The following is a 17,356-nucleotide window of genomic DNA, read 5'->3' as shown; positions in this document are numbered from 1 at the left end:
GAGGTGGAGTCAGCGGGAGGTAGAGCTACCGATAGGACTAGGGGGTGTCACAGCCTACCGAATCCTGACGAACTCCGAATGCCCGTTGATATACTCGGCAGTGAGGCGTGGGGTGCTAAGGTCCCATGCCGAGAGGGAAAGAACCCAGACCATCCGCTAAGGTCCCTAAATTCGGACTAAGTTGAACAAAGGAGGTCCACTTGCTTTGACAGCCAGGAGGTTGGCTTGGAAGCAGCCATTCCTTTAAAGAGTGCGTAACAGCTCACTGGTCGAGCGAGAGGGCATCGATAATACGCGGGCATCAAGTCCGGTACCGAAGCGATGGATTTAGCTTATAGCTAAGTGGTAGGGGAGCATTCTGGTCAGCGGTGAAGGTGACTTGTCAGAGTTGCTGGAGCGGCCAGAAAAGCAAATGTAGGCATGAGTAACGATAAAGGGGGTGAGAAACCCCCTCGCCGATAGACTAAGGTTTCCTGCTCAACGCTAATCGGAGCAGGGTTAGTCGGGACCTAAGGCTAGGCCGAGAGGCTACGTCGATGGACAGCGGGTTGATATTCCCGCACCTAGTAAGTGGAGTGATGCAGTGACGCAGAAGTGAAAGTACCGCGAGCGGACGGAAGTGCTCGTTAAAGGGTGTAGGTATAACCACCGTAGTCAAGTACGCGGAGGTTGCTGAAACCTGATAGTACCTGGAGGCTTCGGCCAACGGGATAGTGTACCTAATCAGACTGCCAAGAAAACCTGCTAAGCGTTTACTGCTTGCTAGCCCGTACCGCAAACCGACACAGGTAGTCAAGGAGAGAATCCTGAGGCGCTCGAGTGAATCATGGCCAAGGAACTCGGCAAAATGGTCCTGTAACTTCGGGAGAAGGGACGCTTCCTTGCAGCAATGCAAGAAGCCGCAGTGAAAAGGCCCAGGCGACTGTTTAACAAAAACACATGGCTTTGCGAACGCGTAAGCGGAAGTATAAGGCCTGACACCTGCCCGGTGCCGGAAGGTTAAGAGGGGAACTTAGCGCAAGCGAAGGTTTGAATCGAAGCCCCGGTAAACGGCGGCCGTAACTATAACGGTCCTAAGGTAGCGAAATTCCTTGTCGGGTAAGTTCCGACCTGCACGAATGGTGTAACGATCTGGGCGCTGTCTCAGCCATGAGCTCGGTGAAATTGTAGTCTCGGTGAAGATGCCGAGTACCCGCCACGGGACGGAAAGACCCCGTGCACCTTTACTATAGGTTGACATTGATGCTGGACAACACATGTGTAGGATAGGTGGGAGGCTGTGAACCCGGGCCGCCAGGTCTGGGGGAGCCAACGTTGAAATACCACCCTTGTGTTGTTTGGCACCTAATCTGGAAACGGAAACAGTGTCTGCTGGGTAGTTTGACTGGGGTGGTCGCCTCCAAAAATGTATCGGAGGCTTTCAAAGGTCCGCTCAGTACGCTTGGTAACCGTACGCAGAGCGCAATAGCAGAAGCGGGCTTGACTGTGAGGCCTACAAGCCGAGCAGGGTCGAAAGACGGATATAGTGATCCGGTGGTTCCGCATGGAAGGGCCATCGCTCAAAGGATAAAAGGTACGCCGGGGATAACAGGCTGATCTCCCCCAAGAGCTCATATCGACGGGGAGGTTTGGCACCTCGATGTCGGCTCGTCACGTCCTGGGGCTGGAGAAGGTCCCAAGGGTTCGGCTGTTCGCCGATTAAAGTGGCACGCGAGCTGGGTTCAGAACGTCGTGAGACAGTTCGGTCCCTATCTGTGGTGGGCGTAGGATATTTGACAGGACCTGACTTTAGTACGAGAGGACCGAGTTGGACCAGCCGCTCGTGCACCGGTTGTGACGCCAGTTGCAGCGCCGGGTAGCGACGCTGGGATGAGATAAGCGCTGAAAGCATCTAAGTGCGAAACTCACCTGAAGATGAGATATCCGATATATAAGAGTCGTTGGAGACCACAACGTTGATAGGCCCTAGGTGTAGAGCGCGAAATCGCACAGCCGAGGGGTACTAAGGACTCGAACACTTCTGTAGCATACGTAGCTCACCTCTTTCTTTTTCCTACTCTGCCTCTATGTTAAAATACGACAGCCCTTGTCCGCTTCGGTGGACAGGATGCTGGCTTGATAATGGTGGCTTTAGCCCGGGTGTTCACCTCTTCCCATTCCGAACAGAGTCGTTAAGCCCCGGAGCGCCTATGGTACTGCCTTCACCGGCGGGAGAGTCGGTCGCCGCCAACCTTATCATTTATGTGCCTCGGCCCCCGCGACTTCGTGCTGCGGGGGCCGACGTGCGTTATCCCCCTATCCCTACCCCCTCTGCCCCCTCCCTGCCTCCCCTATGCCCGCCTCGCCCGGTAGGCAGGAAGAGGGCGGGGGTACTTGCCTTGAGTCGTTCAGTAGTACAACAACATTAGTATTTATCTACAACCAGATGATACATAGTGGATTGAACCTGGTGGTTTGATAGTGGGTAACTTGTTAATAGATATTAGGTGCATCATTAAGAGAGTCTTTGTGTTTATCTTCAAGGATTCACTTCTTATCGTATGGTTTTTACCTATCCGTGGTTTTTAATTGGGTTGGCTTCTATTGCTATTCCAATTGCAATTCACTTGTTTGAACTAAGGCGCCCACAAAAGCTGCTTTTTTCTAACGTAGAGTTTATTCGTGAGGTAAAGCTAGTTACTGCGCGTCAGCGAAAATTGAGGCACTTAGCAGTGTTAGCTGCGCGCATAGGTCTATTGAGCTTTCTAGTACTGTTGTTTGCGCAGCCCTTTATTCCTGCCCCGGTAGAGTCGAAGTCAGCTAATGGGATGGTAGGGGTGATACTGGACAACTCGCCTAGTATGCGTCGGCTGGGGCGTAATGAGCAGTCAGTGCTGGAGCATGGTATTCAAGAAGCTTCTGCGTTGCCTTTAGCTTTTCCCGCTACCGCACGTTACTCGTTGTTGCCTGCAGGAAAATCAGCTTTGGGAGCTCCAGAGTACCAGGTTGCAGTTGAGCAGATTCAGGCAACAGGTCAGAACACTGACTTAGGGCAATGGCTGCTGCAAAATCAGCAGCAACAAGCAGTTGATCCTTTGTTTGTCTTTTCTGATTTCCAGAAAAAAAGCTTTTCTACTCAATCCATCCGTGAGCTTGATACTACCCGGCAGATATTCCTGGTGCCGCTAGCTGCGCAAGATGGTCCTAATGCCTTTGTTGATAGTGTATGGCTTGATGATGCTTTCGTCCGGCAGGGTGTAGACTTGCGTCTTCGTATTCGCTTGCGAAACGGAGGGGAACAGCCGGCCACCAATTGTCAGGTTAAAGTATTTGTTGGTCGTCAGCAGGCCGCTGCGCTGCAAGTCAGTGTACCAGCGCAGCAAACGGTGACAACTCAGGTCCGGGTGCGGTTGTCTGATGCCGCAGCACAGGCATGCCGAGTGGAGATAGAAGACTTTCCGGTTGACTTCGATAATACTTACTGCTTTACTCTGCAGCCTGCTACCCAAATTTCAGTGGTTGAACTGGCCACTGAGCAGCAGTTGGCGCGGCTCTACGCGAACGAACCTTTGTTCTCATATCGCCACGTTGGAACGCTGCCGTCAGATTATCAAAGCATACTCAATGCAAATTTGCTGGTGCTACGGGAGGCTCCTGCTATTTCAGTTGGGCTACGCGAAAATCTACGGCGGGCCGTCCAGCAAGGAGCAAGCGTGGTTGTTATACCCTCTGCTATTGGTAGTAGCCAGGAATCGTATACTCGGCTGTTTCGGGAATTAGGTGTTGGCTCAGTCCAATGGCAACCACAATCGAGCAGCGGACCTGTGCTACAGGAGGTTGCAATGCCCAGTGCGCAAAACCCGTTTTTTCGGGACGTTTTCACGAATGCCAACCAGCGGGCCGGCATGCCTAAGGCAGCACCCATACTGCGCTGGTCTCGTTCCAGTACCGATGTATTACGCATGCGAGATGGCCAAGAGTATCTAGCTGGTTTTCCCAGCGGCAAGGGGATGGTATATGTGTTTGCTGCCCCTTTGAATAGTCTTTACTCAGACTTCGCCCAACATCCCCTGTTTGTGCCCGTCATGTACCGCTTGGCCATGGAAAGCTATCAGCAGGAGCAGTTGCCCGCCTACCGGCTCAATCAGCAGACAATAGCGCTCCGTTTGCCGAAGCTGGAACAGGCCAGCCTCGCAGACAATGTGGTATACCGTTTAGTAAAGGACAGCCTTACCTATATTCCTGTTCAGCGTCAGCAAGGGGGCGTATTGCACCTAGATGTGCCGCCCGGATTGCAGGAGCCTGGTTTTTATACCTTACAACGAGCCGGCAAAACAGTTGCTACCCTTGCTTTTAACTTCGATAAGCGAGAGTCAGACCTGCGCAGTTATTCTACTGCTGAACTACGGCAACTGGTAGGGCCCAATCGGCCAAATATTCAGGTATATGAGCCGGGGCAGGCGCAAACTGTGGCGGCGCACTACCGAGCCACGCGCGTAGGGTTCCCTTGTGGCGCTACTGCTTATGGGGGGCGCTAGCTTGCTTACTGCTAGAAGGTGTGCTGTTGCGGTGGAACCGCCGTCCTGCTCCGGCAGCAGCTGTAGCTGCTTAGTTTGCCTGCTGACGTTGTATCTTGCCACTCCTATTATTCCTTGGCATTGGCATCAACTTCTCCCTCCTCACACCCGGTTCTGCGCACTGCCATATTGAATGGCTTTCTAACAGGAGCGCTCTGCATTGCCTGGGTGCTATTCCTGCACCTGACCGACAACAATGCGTACGGTCCCAAACGGACGCTCTCTGACTTTTTTCCCCGGTGGCGGCCGTTATAAGTCAAATTCTGTTGCGCCGCTATTACGCTAATGGTCCGGGCCTGGGCAAGTCTATTGGCGTCGGGCTACTCACTACCTTAGTTGGGGCCAGTGTAGCGGCAGTAGGATTGTACACTTTCTCGCAGCTAACGGGGCCTGCGCCTATTGAACAGCATTTGGCAGAGGCCCGTCAACTACTAACGAACGCCCAGGCTTTTTACCTAAAGCAGCCCAATGGACGGCAGCAGTATGAGGCAGCCCTACGCGACCTAGCACATACACCGGCCGCTTTTGCCCAGGATGAATTATTTAAGAAGATGATATTTGGGGTGTTGCTTAGTATTCCGGGTGGGGTGTTTTTGCGGAAATAATCTACCTTCCGCCCTCATAACAACCAAACATCCTCTGCTATGGAAAACACCGCTACCCCCGCCGTCACTCCAGCCTCGGTTGGCATTCGCTACGGTTTGATTACAGGAGTAATCATTGCCATCCTGTCTTTCGTGCAGCTGGCTTTTATTGAGGATCCGGAAACTCCGTTCCGCTGGCTAGGCGCTTTGGTAGGTGTTGCCGGAATTGTGCTAGCTCACAAAAGCTTTAAGCAGCTAAACCATGGTTTCATGTCATACGGGCAAGGTTTGCGTATCGGCACCATTCTCTCAGCCGTAGCCGGTGCTGTAAGCAGCTTGTTCAGCTACCTCTACGTTAACTTTATTGATCCGGAGTACATGAACCGGGTAATGGAGTTAACCCGCTCCCGGATGGAAGAAAAAGGTTTGGACGATGCTCAGATTGACCAAGCAATAGCAATGGCTCAAAAATTCAGCAGTGGGCCCATCACCATCCTTTTTGGCTTGCTTGTGAGCGTGCTAATGGGTTTTATAGTATCCCTGATTATCTCAGCCTTCACCAAACATTCCCGTCCTGAGTTTGAGTAAGCGTCTTTCGCAGCATTTCCCCGTTGAGCTGTCCATTGTCATTCCCTTGCTCAACGAAGCCGAGTCTTTGCCGGAACTCACGCGCTGGATTCATCGGGTGCTTACCCAGCATGGGCTCACGTATGAAGTCATTCTGATTGATGATGGCTCGACGGATACTTCCTGGGAAGTAATTGAGGAGTTAGCGGCCGATGACGTGCACCTGCGCGGCATTCGCTTCAACCGCAACTACGGTAAGTCGGCGGCCCTGAACGTGGGGTTCAAGGAAACTACCGGCCGGGTGGTTTGCACCATGGATGCCGACCTGCAAGACTCACCGGAGGAACTGCCGGGCCTCTACCGCATGATTACGGAGGAAGGCCTGGACTTGGTAAGCGGCTGGAAAAAGAAGCGCTACGACCCGCTCAGCAAAACCATTCCTACCAAGCTCTTCAACGGCGTCACGCGCTGGATTTCCGGCATCAATCTGCACGACTTTAACTGCGGATTGAAGGCCTACGACAGCCGCGTGGTGAAGAGTGTGGAAGTGTATGGCGAAATGCACCGTTACATCCCGGTAATTGCCAAGTGGGCCGGCTTCCGCAAGATTGGGGAGAAGGTAGTGCAGCACCAGGAACGCAAGTACGGCGTCACAAAATTCGGCTTAGAGCGGTTCGTGTACGGCTTCCTCGATCTAATGAGCATCACTTTCGTGAGCCGGTTTCGGCGGCGGCCGATGCACTTTTTCGGTACGCTAGGCTCCTTGTCGTTTTTAGTGGGCATGCTAATTACCCTGTGGCTGGTAGGGGAGAAAGTGTGGCTAGCCCAGCACAACCTACACGCCCGCGACGTTACGGCACAGCCTCTGTTTTTCCTGGCGCTGGTCGCCGTTATCATTGGAATACAGCTGTTCCTGGCGGGTTTTCTAGCAGAAATGGTTCAACTGAACGGCGCCCACCGCAACGACTACCTAGTGCGGGAACGACTGAATTTGAAGTAACAACCCACATCGAAGCCGCCCTGCCCCGTACGGCAGGGCGGTTTTGTAGTAGCTTACGTGTATGAAAGTCGTCATTATTGGCCCGGCCTACCCGCTACGGGGCGGACTGGCAACCTACAACGAGCGGCTGGCGCGGGCTTTCCGGGAGGCCGGCGACGAGGTGCGCCTGGTAACTTTTTCACTCCAGTACCCTGACTTTCTGTTTCCGGGCCAGACGCAGTTCAGCACGGAGGCCGGCCCCAAGGACCTGGACATTGAGGTCAGCCTAAACTCGGTGAATCCGCTGAGCTGGTACCGGGTAGGCAACCGACTACGGCAGGAGCGGCCCGATGTGGTCATATTTCGGTTTTGGCTACCCTTCATGGGCCAGCCCTTGGTACAGTGGCTCGCCTGGTGCGCCGCAACCGCCATACCCGGGTAGTCGCCATCACCGACAACGTAATTCCGCACGAAAAGCGTCCCGGCGACCGTCCACTCACGCGCTACTTCCTGGCCGCCTGTCAGGGCTTCGTGACCATGAGCCGGGCCGTGCTGGCCGATTTGCGCCGCCTGCACTTCAAGCAGCCCGCCCTGTACCGGCCCCATCCGCTCTACGACAACTTCGGGCCACTTAAGCCCAAAACGGAGGCTTTGCGTGCTCTCGGCCTCGATCCGCAGGTGGGGTATTTGTTATTCTTCGGCTTCATTCGAGCGTACAAAGGCTTGGACATTCTCCTGCAGGCCTTCGCGGATGAGCGCCTCGCCAAGCTGCCCGTGAAGCTTATTATTGCTGGCGAGTATTACGAAGATGCGGCGCCTTACGAAGAACTAATACGCCAGCACCAGCTGGAAAATCGCCTGGTCCGAGCCACCGATTTCATTCCGAACGAAAAGGTGGTAGACTACTTCTGCGCCGCTGATATGGTGGTGCAGCCCTACAAAAACGCTACCCAAAGCGGCGTCTCCCAAATTGCCTACCATTTCAGCCGCCCATGCTGGTAACAGACGTAGGCGGGCTGGCTGAGCTGATTCCGAACGGCGAGGTAGGCTACGTGGTGCCGCCTACCCCCAAAGCCATTGCCGATGCCCTAGTCGATTTCTACGAGCAGGAGCGGGAACAGGAGTTTACGGCCGGCGTGTGGGCCAAGAAAAAGGAATTCTCGTGGGAGATAATGGTAAAGGCTCTGAAGGAAGTGGCGCAGGTTAACGAACCAGCTGTATAATGGGCGCAGCTACACCGTATCGCGTTATCATAGGAAGCCCTGTCGATTACGAAGAGCTGGTCGCCTACGTCGTTATTGGAGGGCGAGACGTTGCACTGCTAAATCAGGATAATGGGCCAGATGATATCAGAGTAGAGTTTTTGCAAGAAAGCAAAAACGGCGCTGGAGTAGAGCTAAACACACTACTTGAAGCTTTGCAAGCTGCCAAAAGAATTCTTTTGAACAAGTAGATCTTGTTACACGGCCACGCTGGCTCGCACGGCCTCAAACACCTTCTGCGCCGGCAAATCCTCCATGCAACTGGTGCCGAGCTTGCAGGAACCGCGGTAAAAGCACACGCACTGGCGGTCGGGCTGCACGAGTTGGCCCCGGCCGTAGAGGTCAAATTCGTAGGGGTTGAAGATGTTATTCATCAGAATGGTGGGCTTACGCAGGGCAATGCTGATGTGCATAGCCATGGTTACCTGCGTTACGATGCCGTCCATTTGGTGCATGAGGTTGATAAACTGCGGCAGCGGAAAGGTGCCTAGGTAAGCCGCGTCGGTAGCGGCTTGCAGGCGTTGGTTACGCTCCGCCTCTGCCTCGCCGCCCAGCAACACTGGCGCGTAGCCGGCTGCCTGCAGCTGGCTAATCAGGGTTTCCCACTTCTCATCTGACCACAGGCGGGTTGTCCACCGGTCGCCGCAGCCGGTATTCAGGCCGATGCGTGGGCGGCCCGTGGGCAGGGCGCTCCAGTTATAGCCCTTGTCTTCGTGGGTGTCAAAGACGTACTCCTCGCCCCGAAAATCGAACCCACTAAGCTCAAAAATTTCCTGCACGTAAGGCTTCTGATTCTGCAAGCTCAACTCGTCGAAGACGCCAGTGAGGTACTTATGGTCAGCCAAAGCATTGCCGGGCCAAGCTACCCCGTACTGGGGGTGCAGGGTATAACCAAACTTTCGAGTAGCCCGAATGGAGTCATGCAGGGCGCAGGCTTCCTTGTCCTTGTCCAGGTTGAATAGAATGTCGAATTCCCGCTGCTGCAGGTGTAGCACGGCGGGCAATTCCAGCTTCAGAACCTCATCAATGACGCCTTGGGGTAAAATGGCGGGCGTCAGGGTCAGCCAGGTAATCTTGCTGGCCGGGTACTCCTGCCGCAGCCGCCGCAGTAACGGGGTAGTCCGAATCACGTCGCCAATGGCTCCGAGCTTGATAATTAGAATGCGCTGCTCAATGGGCGCGTAAACCGGGCAATCGGCGCACTGGTAGCCGTGCTCTTTGTTGGGGCGGCAGGGAATATCACCGCGGAAATGGCGGCAGTCAGGATGAACGGATACGCCGTTGGAAAGCTGGGGCACGGTACAGGAGCGGGATATGAGCCGGTAAAAATAGCAGGGCTACCCCAATAAAGCAGATTCCCATCTTGACCAACCTAGCGTAGGGTAGGAAAACTCCAGGGTTACTCCTTCTAAGCACTTAACTTACCTCACTTCACCATGCATGCCACAGTCCTCCGTTTAACCTACCTTACTGTTATAGAAACTACTTATGAATTAAGTCTTGTAACATATGAAATAGCTTTCTAAATACTGCCACAAATCAGTAGCAGTATTTAGAAGGCTATTTCATATGTTACAAAAATGTAGTTGAGTGGCTCCTTCGCTTAAATTAGAGATAATTCTGGCTCCGCTGACTGCTATAAGGCAGGCCTCAGGTGAGTACGATTATACTGCTTTGAAAATGTAAGCAGGAAACCAATAACTGTTCTGCCGGAGGGAGCGTGGAAGCACTTTGTTAGCGCAGCCTATATTCCTACATAGTTAGCGGGCGTAATGGCACGCAGTTCGCCCTTCACTTTGTCGCTGACATCGAGTGTGTCAATGAAGGCGCTGATGGTTTCCTCCGTGATGGCGCCGTGGGTGCGGGTTAGGGCTTTGAGGGCGTTGTAGGGTCGGGGTAGTTTTCGCGGCGCAGAATGGTTTGCAGGGCTTCGGCTACTACCGGCCAGTTGGCGTCCAGGTCGCGGCGCAGAGCTTCTTCATCGAGGGCCAGCTTGTTCAGGCCGCGCTGCAGGGCCGTCAGGGCAATGAGGGTGTGGCCTAGCGGGACGCCCAGGTTGCGCAACACGGTGGAGTCGGTCAGGTCGCGCTGGAGGCGGGAGATGGGCAGCTTGGCGGCTAAGTGCTCCAGCACGGCGTTGGCTAGCCCCAGGTTGCCTTCCGCGTTTTCAAAGTCAATAGGATTGACCTTATGCGGCATAGCCGAAGACCCTACTTCGCCCTCCTTGATGGTCTGGCGGAAGTAGCCCAGGGAAATGTACTGCCACACGTCGCGGGCTAGGTCAATCAGAATGTTATTGAGGCGCTTGAGGGCGTCGCAGAGGGCCGCCAGATGGTCGTAGTGCTCAATCTGGGTGGTGGGGTAGCTACGCTTCAGGCCCAGCCGGCCTTCCACAAACTGGCGGGCAAAGTTGTGCCAGTTGGTGTCGGGGTAGGCTACGTGGTGGGCGTTGAAGTTGCCAGTAGCGCCGCCAAACTTGGCCCCGAAAGGCACCTGCCCGAGCAGTTCCACCTGAGCATCGAGGCGGGCCACAAACACCTGAACTTCCTTGCCCAAGCGGGTAGGAGAGGCGGGCTGGCCGTGGGTACGAGCCAGCATGGGCACGGTTGCCCACTCAGTGGCGCGGGTAGCCAGCTGGTTGCGCACTTTCGCGTAGGCCGGCAGCAGAGTATGAATTAGGGCGTGCTGCAGGCTGAGCGGAATGGCGGTGTTGTTGATATCCTGCGAGGTTAGGCCGAAGTGAATAAACTCCAGGTACTGGCCCAGGCCCCGGGCCGTGAACTGGTCGCGCAGAAAGTATTCCACGGCTTTTACGTCGTGGTTCGTGATTTTCTCGTGGGCCTTCACGGCCTCAGCATCCTCTGTTGAGAAGCCCGTGTAGATGCTGCGCAGGCCTTCGAGGGTGGCAGTGTCTATATCCTGCAGCTGGGGTAGGGGTAGCTCGCAGAGGGCAATGAAGTATTCCACTTCCACTAGCACGCGGTAGCGAATCAGGGCCAGCTCCGAAAAATAGGGAGCGAGCAGGGCCACTTGGCTGCGGTAGCGCCCATCAAGCGGCGAAACGGCGGTGAGCGGCGTAAGCAGGGCGTAGTCGACAGGTGCGGACATGCGTAGAAGGAAAAATTGGCCAGGACAGGCCAAAGGTAGGGGAAGCCCCGGCGCAAGCCAATCGGGGCGCGGGCCTTTTTCGCTACCTTTGTCGTCCGAGCGGCGGTGGGTTCGGCACGAATCTGGCAGGCCCGGCCGCGACTTCCTTTCTCCCGACCTGTTCGCGTGACTCCAGCTACCAAGAAAAAAATCGGCATTGGCCTCGGCATCCTGGCGGCGCTTTTGCTCCTGGGCCTCAGTATTTTCCTGTTTAAGCGTCAGCAATTGCTGGACTATGCCCTGCAGCAGGTGAAAGCCAAAGTGGAGCGCAAGTACCCCGTGGTGCTAACCCTGGGCCCGGCCCGCTTCACCGACCTGAACACGGTGCAACTCAACGGCGTGAGCCTAGTGCCCACCGCTACCCCCGATACGCTGCTGCGGGCCCAGGTAGTGCGCGCTTCTCTGAGCGTGCGTAGCCTGTTTGCGGGCCGCCCAGTGTTCAGCAACCTGGAAATTGACAATGCCCGCCTCAGCGCCCGGCAAACCCGCACCGGCCAGGACAACTACTCCTTCCTCTACAAAAAGAAGAAAAACCAGCCCGAGGTACCGCGCGATACTACCAAAGGCACGAACTACGGGCTGCTGGCTAACCAACTGCTGGAGGCGACTTTCGACAACATCCCGGAGGAAGCCGACTTCCGCAATTTCCTGGTTACCTACCGCAGCCCCCGCCACGAGGCGACGCTGACCATGCCGCGCCTAGCCATTGAGGACGGCGACATTACCGGCCAGCTCACGGCCGTTATCGACTCGGTGGAAAACCGGGTGGGCGTGCAGGGCCGCATTGATGCCAGCGACTACGAGGTGGATGCGCAGGTGTTTGGCCTGGAGCGCCGGCCCGTGGTGCTGCCCTACGTGCAGAGCCGCTACGGCGCCCGGGTGCAGTTTGACACCGTGCGCGTGAGCCTCAGCGACAAAGACCTGAACGGCGACGATGAGCTAACCGTGCACGGTACGGCCTCGGCCGCCAACTTCATCGTCAATCACCCCAAGCTTTCCGACAGCGACGTACGTTTCCCGCGCGGCGGCATTGATTTCGTGATGAAGCTGGGCCAAGCCTCTTTTGCCCTGGAAAAGGGCACGCGGGTGCTGCTCAACCGCATGGAGCTGTTCCCGGAGCTGAGTGTGCGCCGCCTGCCGGTGCCCGAGCGGGTGATTGGCAAGGACATCAACGGCCTAACCAACCGCAACCAGCTGCTGGCCGGCATTCAGCTGAAGTTGAACGTGGAGTCGGCCGAAACCAAGGCCAACGACTTCTTCGCCTCCCTGCCCGAGGGCGTGTTTGAAACCCTGGAAGGCACCCAGGCCGAGGGTACGCTCAAGTACCGCCTAATGGCCGATTTGGACATGAATAAGCTGGACAGCCTCAAGTTTAACTCGGGGTTGCAGGCCACCAAGTTCCGCATCACGCGCTTCGGCCGCGAAAACCTGAACAAGCTCAACGAGGAGTTCCCTACACGGCCTACAACGACAAGGGCGACTCCGTGAAAACCTTTATGGTAGGCCCCTCCAACCCGGAGTTCACGCCCTACAATGAGGTGTCGGACTACCTGAAGGCGGCCATTATGACGGCCGAGGACCCGCGCTTTCTTACCCACCGCGGCTTCATGGAAAAGGCCTTTGTGAAGTCGGCCATTCAGAACCTGAAGGAGCGGCGCTTTGCCCGCGGCGGCAGCACCATTTCCATGCAGCTGGTGAAAAACGTGTTCCTGACGCGGAAGAAGACCATTGTACGCAAGGCCGAAGAGGCCCTGATTGTCTGGATTATTGAGAACACCCGTCTGGCCTCCAAGGAACGGATGTTCGAGGTCTACCTGAACATCATTGAGTGGGGCCCGAAAATCTATGGTATCCACGAGGCGGCGGAGTTTTACTTTGATAAGCGCCCCGATAACCTCACGCTCACCGAAAGCCTCTACCTGGCCAGCATCATTCCCAAGCCCAAATACTACCGCTACTCCTTTAACCAGTACGGGGAACTACGGGGCTCGGCGCGCTACTTCTATCGCCTGATTGCCGGCTTGATGGCCCGTAAAGGCCTGATTGCCCAGAGCGACTACGAGAACCTGGGCTACGCCATCAACATCAACGGCCCGGCCCGCAAGTTTATCGTGCGCGCTACCCGCGACACGGTACGCACCGTAGTAGCCGCCGATTCCTCGCAGTACGAGCCCCTGAACCTGATTGATCTGCTGGGCGGCAATACCGCCCCCGACGCCGGCGTGAATACGACCCAGGACGCGCCCCCCGCCCAGCAACCTGCTACCCCGCCTACCAAGCCGTAAGCCTATCGGTGGTTGATAGGACAGAAAACAAAAAGCCCGCAGCTACATGGTAGTTGCGGGCTTTTTGCGTGAAAAGCGCAGCTTTGGTTTAGTGCTCTTCCGTCGGAATAGGCGGCTGTTCCTTCTTGGGAAACAGCAGGGAAAGAACAATAGAGCCGCCCAGAATTAGGCCCACAACGCCCAGGGAAACGCCCATCGGAATGTGGGCCAGATCGGCTACCAGCAGCTTCGCGCCGATAAATATCAGGATGAGCGACAGGCCGTAGTGCAGGTAGTGAAAGAGGCGCATGAGGCCCTCCAGCGCAAAGTACAGGGCCCGCAGCCCCAGCAAGGCAAACACGTTGCTGGTGTACACAATAAACGTGTCGCGCGAAATGGCCAGGATGGCCGGAATGGAGTCGGCGGCGAAAACGACGTCGGTGGTTTCTACCATCACCAGCACGACCAGCAGGGGGTAGCAAAGAGCGTCCCGTTCTGGCGCACGAAGAACTTGCCCTCGTGCAGGCGGTTGGTAATGGGCAAGTGCCGGCTCAGAAACTTGACCACGGGGTTGTTGTCGGGGTCAATTTCCGGCTCGCCGCCGCTGGTTGCCATCTTAACGCCAGTGTACACCAGGAAGGCCCCAGCACGTACAGCAGAAAGTGAAACTTGGCCAGCAGGGCTGCCCCAGCCAAAATAAAGGCAGCCCGCAACACCAGAGCCCCAATAATGCCCCAGAACAGAATCTTGTGCTGGTACTGCTGCGGGACTTTGAAGTAGGTGAAGATCAGCAGGAAGACAAACAGGTTGTCGACGCTCAACGACTTCTCAATCAGGTAGCCGGTCAGGAACTCCAGAGCGGCCGTTTCGCCCTGCCAGCGGTACACCAGGTAGTTAAAGCCCAAAGACAGCACAATCCAGAACGCACTCCAGCCCAGGGCCTCGCGCATACGCACGACGTGGGCCTTGCGGTTGAAGACGAGCAGATCGAGCAGCAACAGAACCAGTACGAAGGCATTGAAGCCAACCCAGAAGAGCGGGGTGTTTTCCATGGGCGGTAAGATACGGGGCCGCCGCAATATGCCGCGCCAGGCACCCGAACTGTGCCCGAAGTACTTACCGGGTTTCTGAGGCGGAAGTTGCGGACCGCACCGTTAAGGTAGCACTAGCCGTAACCGACTCGCCTGGGGCCGCCGCCCGGTTAAACTGTCGAAACCAGCTGCTGATCTTCATTTGCACCACGCCAAAGAGGGCTTCCTTGAAAATGCCCTTGCTCATTTTAGACGCGCCCGAGTCCGGTCGGTGAAAATAATGGGCACTTCCTTGATGCGGAAGCCATACTTGTAGGCCAGCCACTTCATCTCAATCTGGAAGGCGTAGCCCACAAACTTGATCTGCTCCAGCGGGATAGTGCGCAGCACCTGGGCCGTGTAGCACTTGAAACCCGCCGTGGCATCCATGATGGGCATGCGCGTAATCAGGCGCACGTAGGCCGAGGCAAAGTACGACATCAGTACCCGATCCATGGGCCAGTTAACCACGTTCACGCCCTGAATGTAGCGCGAGCCAATGGCCAGATCGTAGTTCTGGTGGGCGCAGGCATCGTAAAGGCGAATGAGGTCTTCGGGGTTATGGGAGAAGTCGGCGTCCATCTCGAACACGTACTCGTAGCCGCGCGCCAGGGCCCAGCGGAAGCCGTGGATGTAGGCCGTGCCTAGGCCCAGCTTGCCGGTGCGCTCCTCCAGAAACAGCCGACCAGCAAACTCCGGCAGCAGCCCACGCACAATCTCGGCGGTGCCATCCGGCGAGCCGTCGTCGATGACGAGCACATCAAAATGCTGGGGCAACGAGAAAACCTTGCGGATAATTAACTCCGCATTTTCGCGCTCATTGTAGGTCGGTATCAGGACAAGCCCGTCGTTCATTGCCGTAAAGGTAGAAGTTTGTTTCGTGTGCCCTAGCAGAGCCAAGCGGCAACCGCGCGCAAACTTCGGGTAGTAGCTACAGATGGAAAACGGTCGCAGTGGGTTGCCTGCTTACCGCGTTACGCCTTCTTATAAACAAGTAAAGCCAAGGCATAAGTTTACAGTGCCCGCGAAAAGACAGAGTGGCTCCTGAGAGGCGGCTACGCGCTTCGCATCGGAAACGTAGTTAACGCCCCGCCAGCGTGGCGGCCAGGGCTCGGGCGTGCCGTACGCAGTCGGGTACGCCCACGCCGGCCCGCCAGTTGGCCGTTACGTGCAGGCCCTGCAGGGCCAGGGCATCGGCGGCGGCGTGGGCCGGCCCAATGCGAGCATCAAACTGCGGAATGGCCCGCTCCCAGTAGTAGCGGTGCTGCCACAGGGGCTGTACGCCGGCGCCTACGCCGTAAAAGCGACTCAGCTCCTCGTGCACGGCGGCTTTCTGCATTTCTTCCGGCTGGCGGGCCTGGGCCTCGTACTGGCTACCCCCACGAAGGTGGTAAACAGCACCTGCCCGGCGGGTACCCGGTCCGGGAAAATGGAACTGGTCCAGATGCTGCCGGCGGCGTAGGGCTGTTCCACCTTCGGGTGCAGGGCCCCAAATCCATCGAGCGGATGTTGCACCTCGGTGCGTAGGTAGGCCGTGTACACGGCCGTCATGGGGGGTAGTACACCTGGGCCAAGGCGGCCGCCGCTTCCGGGAACTGCGCCTGCAGTAGCGGCGCGGCGGTGTAAGTAGGCAGGGTGAGTACTACCTGGTGATAAAGGCGGGGAGCTGGTCCGGCCGTGGTTTCCAGCTCCCAGCGGCCATCATCGGCGCGGCGATGCAAGGAGGTGACTCCCTGGCCGAAATGGGCGCGGCGCAGCTTCCGGGCCAGGGTATCAGGTAGGGTTTGCAGGCCTTCCCGGAGCGTGAAGATGCGGCGCCGACCCGCCGCCGCGCTTTTGCTTTTCATCAGCCCGCGCACTACCGAGCCGTGCTGCTGCTCCAGGGCCGCTAGCTGCGGAAATGTTTTGTGCAACAGCAATTGCTCCGGGTCGCCGGCATAAATGCCCGAAATGAACGGATTCAGGGCGTAGTCAACCACCTCCGCCCGAAGCGGCGGCGAAAAAAGTGGGCCAGCGTTTCCTGCGGGTCGGCCGGCACGGCTGGGCGCGTCAGCTCGCGTAGGAGGTTAAACCGGGCTTTCAGGCTGAAGAAGGAGCTGGTCAGCAGCTTCGGGGGGAGGCGGGCAACTGCTGGTAGCGGCCCTGGCGTAGCACGTAGCGGTTCTGGCTGACGGCCGCAGCGTCCTGAATCTGTGGGGTTAACCCCAGCCCTTCCAGGAGCTCCCGCAGTTCCTCGGATAGCTGTAGGGAGTTCGGGCCGGTTTCCAGCAGGTAGGGGCCGTGCTGCTCCGAGCGGATGGTGCCGCCGGGGCGGGGCGAGGCCTCAAACAAATCGTAGTCGATGCCGGCGCGTTGCAGGTACCAGGCCAGGGTAAGGCCCGAAATGCCGCCGCCCAGAATTGCAATGGCCATGGTGGGGTAGTGAAAAGAGTAGGGTCGCGTGCGGGGGCCGGCCGACTGGATGGGCCACCAGCGGCCACAAAGGTACGCAGCCGGCGGTGGCCCATCCAGTCGGCTGGCCCCGCAACCGGCGCGGCCGCGTACCTTTGGTTTCTGCTTACCCTGGCCCCAACTTCTTTCTACCATTTGCTGATGAATAAAGCTGTATTCCTGGACCGTGACGGCGTGCTGAACGAAGAAATCGGGCACTACGTCTGGGAGCTGGAGAAACTGGTGGTGCTGGAGGACGTGCCCGAAAGCCTGGCCCGCCTCAAACAAGCCGGCTACTACCTCATCGTGGTAACCAACCAGGCTGGCATTGCCAAGGGCCTTTATACCGCCGCCGAGGTCGAAGCCTGCTACCAGAAGCTGCAGCAAGCCACTGGCCACGCCCTCGATGCCTGCTACTTTGCCCCGTCCCACCCAGCGTTTCGGAGTCGTTGTTACGTAAGCCTGATTCGCTGATGCTGGAAAAGGCCCTGGCTCGG

At 56.9% G+C, this 17,356-nt stretch carries 17 protein-coding genes, 2 rRNA genes and 2 pseudogenes (1 of these 21 cut by a window edge); 12 read left to right on the top strand and 9 right to left on the bottom strand.

The window, feature by feature from the left end:
- From MUN84_RS04975 to MUN84_RS04935, 9 genes are all read left to right on the top strand, one after another.
- A 23S ribosomal RNA gene (locus MUN84_RS04975) occupies positions 1-2,025 on the top strand (it extends 881 nt beyond the left edge of the window).
- 95 nt (positions 2,026-2,120) lie between these two features.
- Positions 2,121-2,232, top strand: a 5S ribosomal RNA gene (rrf, locus tag MUN84_RS04970).
- Positions 2,233-2,540: 308 nt separating this feature from the next.
- Entirely contained in the window at positions 2,541-4,517 is a 1,977-nt protein-coding gene (locus MUN84_RS04965; protein ID WP_244696903.1) for a BatA domain-containing protein, read from the top strand.
- 278 nt (positions 4,518-4,795) lie between these two features.
- A complete protein-coding gene (locus tag MUN84_RS04960; RefSeq protein ID WP_244696902.1) occupies positions 4,796-5,161 on the top strand; it encodes a DUF4199 domain-containing protein in 366 nt (121 codons plus the stop codon).
- 39 nt (positions 5,162-5,200) lie between these two features.
- Positions 5,201-5,728, top strand: a complete 528-nt coding sequence (locus MUN84_RS04955; protein WP_244696901.1) for a DUF4199 domain-containing protein — start codon at positions 5,201-5,203, stop codon at positions 5,726-5,728.
- On the top strand, positions 5,721-6,707 hold the full coding sequence (locus tag MUN84_RS04950; RefSeq protein WP_244696900.1) for a glycosyltransferase family 2 protein: 987 nt from the start codon (positions 5,721-5,723) through the stop codon (positions 6,705-6,707). Before MUN84_RS04955 ends, MUN84_RS04950 begins: the two co-directional genes overlap by 8 nt.
- A 61-nt stretch (positions 6,708-6,768) precedes the next feature.
- Entirely contained in the window at positions 6,769-7,128 is a 360-nt protein-coding gene (locus MUN84_RS04945; RefSeq protein ID WP_244696899.1) for a glycosyltransferase, read from the top strand.
- Complete coding sequence (locus MUN84_RS04940; RefSeq protein WP_244696898.1) at positions 7,089-7,688, top strand: glycosyltransferase; 600 nt, start codon at positions 7,089-7,091, stop codon at positions 7,686-7,688. The genes MUN84_RS04945 and MUN84_RS04940 overlap by 40 nt, the downstream gene beginning before the upstream one ends.
- Positions 7,679-7,909 (top strand): glycosyltransferase, encoded by a 231-nt coding sequence (locus tag MUN84_RS04935; RefSeq protein WP_244696897.1) that lies wholly within the window; start codon positions 7,679-7,681, stop codon positions 7,907-7,909. Before MUN84_RS04940 ends, MUN84_RS04935 begins: the two co-directional genes overlap by 10 nt.
- A gap of 236 nt (positions 7,910-8,145) precedes the next feature.
- Here MUN84_RS04935 and MUN84_RS04930 read toward each other — a convergent pair whose 3' ends face one another.
- Positions 8,146-9,246, bottom strand: a complete 1,101-nt coding sequence (locus tag MUN84_RS04930; protein ID WP_244696896.1) for a glycosyltransferase family 9 protein — start codon at positions 9,244-9,246, stop codon at positions 8,146-8,148.
- A 446-nt stretch (positions 9,247-9,692) separates the two neighbouring features.
- Positions 9,693-11,056 (bottom strand): annotated as a pseudogene (gene purB / locus MUN84_RS04925) (adenylosuccinate lyase).
- Between the two features lie 165 nt (positions 11,057-11,221).
- Here purB and MUN84_RS04920 point away from each other — a divergent pair.
- Together MUN84_RS04920 and MUN84_RS04915 are read left to right on the top strand one after the other, a co-directional pair.
- Positions 11,222-12,583, top strand: coding sequence for a hypothetical protein (locus MUN84_RS04920; protein WP_244696895.1), 1,362 nt, complete (start codon positions 11,222-11,224; stop codon positions 12,581-12,583).
- Positions 12,580-13,380, top strand: a complete 801-nt coding sequence (locus MUN84_RS04915) for a biosynthetic peptidoglycan transglycosylase (protein ID WP_244696894.1) — start codon at positions 12,580-12,582, stop codon at positions 13,378-13,380. Before MUN84_RS04920 ends, MUN84_RS04915 begins: the two co-directional genes overlap by 4 nt.
- An 88-nt stretch (positions 13,381-13,468) precedes the next feature.
- Here the strand turns inward: MUN84_RS04915 and MUN84_RS23575 are convergent, their stop codons facing one another.
- The 7 genes and pseudogenes from MUN84_RS23575 to MUN84_RS04885 all read right to left on the bottom strand — a co-directional run bounded on the left by MUN84_RS23575 (position 13,469) and on the right by MUN84_RS04885 (position 16,841).
- A complete protein-coding gene (locus tag MUN84_RS23575; RefSeq protein WP_317239194.1) occupies positions 13,469-13,813 on the bottom strand; it encodes a TerC family protein in 345 nt (114 codons plus the stop codon).
- A 97-nt stretch (positions 13,814-13,910) separates the two neighbouring features.
- Positions 13,911-14,411, bottom strand: coding sequence for a TerC family protein (locus MUN84_RS23570; RefSeq protein WP_317239117.1), 501 nt, complete (start codon positions 14,409-14,411; stop codon positions 13,911-13,913).
- A 64-nt stretch (positions 14,412-14,475) separates the two neighbouring features.
- Positions 14,476-15,284, bottom strand: a pseudogene (locus MUN84_RS04905) (polyprenol monophosphomannose synthase).
- A 226-nt stretch (positions 15,285-15,510) separates the two neighbouring features.
- A complete protein-coding gene (locus MUN84_RS04900) occupies positions 15,511-15,768 on the bottom strand; it encodes a hypothetical protein (RefSeq protein WP_244696893.1) in 258 nt (85 codons plus the stop codon).
- Positions 15,738-15,980 (bottom strand): hypothetical protein, encoded by a 243-nt coding sequence (locus tag MUN84_RS04895; protein WP_244696892.1) that lies wholly within the window; start codon positions 15,978-15,980, stop codon positions 15,738-15,740. Before MUN84_RS04895 ends, MUN84_RS04900 begins: the two co-directional genes overlap by 31 nt.
- Positions 15,977-16,408: a protoporphyrinogen/coproporphyrinogen oxidase gene (locus MUN84_RS04890; RefSeq protein ID WP_244696891.1), complete on the bottom strand. Its 432-nt coding sequence runs from the start codon at positions 16,406-16,408 to the stop codon at positions 15,977-15,979. Before MUN84_RS04890 ends, MUN84_RS04895 begins: the two co-directional genes overlap by 4 nt.
- Before the next feature lie 121 nt (positions 16,409-16,529).
- Positions 16,530-16,841 carry an FAD-dependent oxidoreductase gene (locus MUN84_RS04885; protein ID WP_244696890.1) on the bottom strand — a complete coding sequence of 104 codons (312 nt, stop codon included), beginning with the start codon at positions 16,839-16,841 and terminating at the stop codon, positions 16,530-16,532.
- 180 nt (positions 16,842-17,021) lie between these two features.
- Between MUN84_RS04885 and MUN84_RS23565 the strand changes: the two genes are divergently transcribed.
- Positions 17,022-17,333, top strand: coding sequence for an HAD-IIIA family hydrolase (locus tag MUN84_RS23565; RefSeq protein ID WP_317239116.1), 312 nt, complete (start codon positions 17,022-17,024; stop codon positions 17,331-17,333).
- Positions 17,334-17,356: the final 23 nt, after the last annotated feature.

It is taken from the genome of Hymenobacter sp. 5516J-16, from assembly GCF_022919335.1.
GTDB lineage: Bacteria > Bacteroidota > Bacteroidia > Cytophagales > Hymenobacteraceae > Hymenobacter > Hymenobacter sublimis.
This window is presented reverse-complemented; position numbering and strand designations above follow the sequence as displayed.

Coding starts and splice junctions, on each gene's coding strand:
- MUN84_RS04965 (WP_244696903.1), top strand. CDS start 2,541: ATGGTTTTTACCTATCCGTGGTTTTTAATTGGGTTGGCTTCTATTGCT.
- MUN84_RS04955 (WP_244696901.1), top strand. CDS start 5,201: ATGGAAAACACCGCTACCCCCGCCGTCACTCCAGCCTCGGTTGGCATT.
- MUN84_RS04945 (WP_244696899.1), top strand. CDS start 6,769: ATGAAAGTCGTCATTATTGGCCCGGCCTACCCGCTACGGGGCGGACTG.
- MUN84_RS04935 (WP_244696897.1), top strand. CDS start 7,679: ATGCTGGTAACAGACGTAGGCGGGCTGGCTGAGCTGATTCCGAACGGC.
- MUN84_RS23575 (WP_317239194.1), bottom strand. CDS start 13,813: ATGGTAGAAACCACCGACGTCGTTTTCGCCGCCGACTCCATTCCGGCC.
- MUN84_RS23570 (WP_317239117.1), bottom strand. CDS start 14,411: ATGGAAAACACCCCGCTCTTCTGGGTTGGCTTCAATGCCTTCGTACTG.
- MUN84_RS04900 (WP_244696893.1), bottom strand. CDS start 15,768: ATGCAGAAAGCCGCCGTGCACGAGGAGCTGAGTCGCTTTTACGGCGTA.
- MUN84_RS04895 (WP_244696892.1), bottom strand. CDS start 15,980: ATGACGGCCGTGTACACGGCCTACCTACGCACCGAGGTGCAACATCCG.
- MUN84_RS04885 (WP_244696890.1), bottom strand. CDS start 16,841: ATGGCCATTGCAATTCTGGGCGGCGGCATTTCGGGCCTTACCCTGGCC.
- MUN84_RS23565 (WP_317239116.1), top strand. CDS start 17,022: ATGAATAAAGCTGTATTCCTGGACCGTGACGGCGTGCTGAACGAAGAA.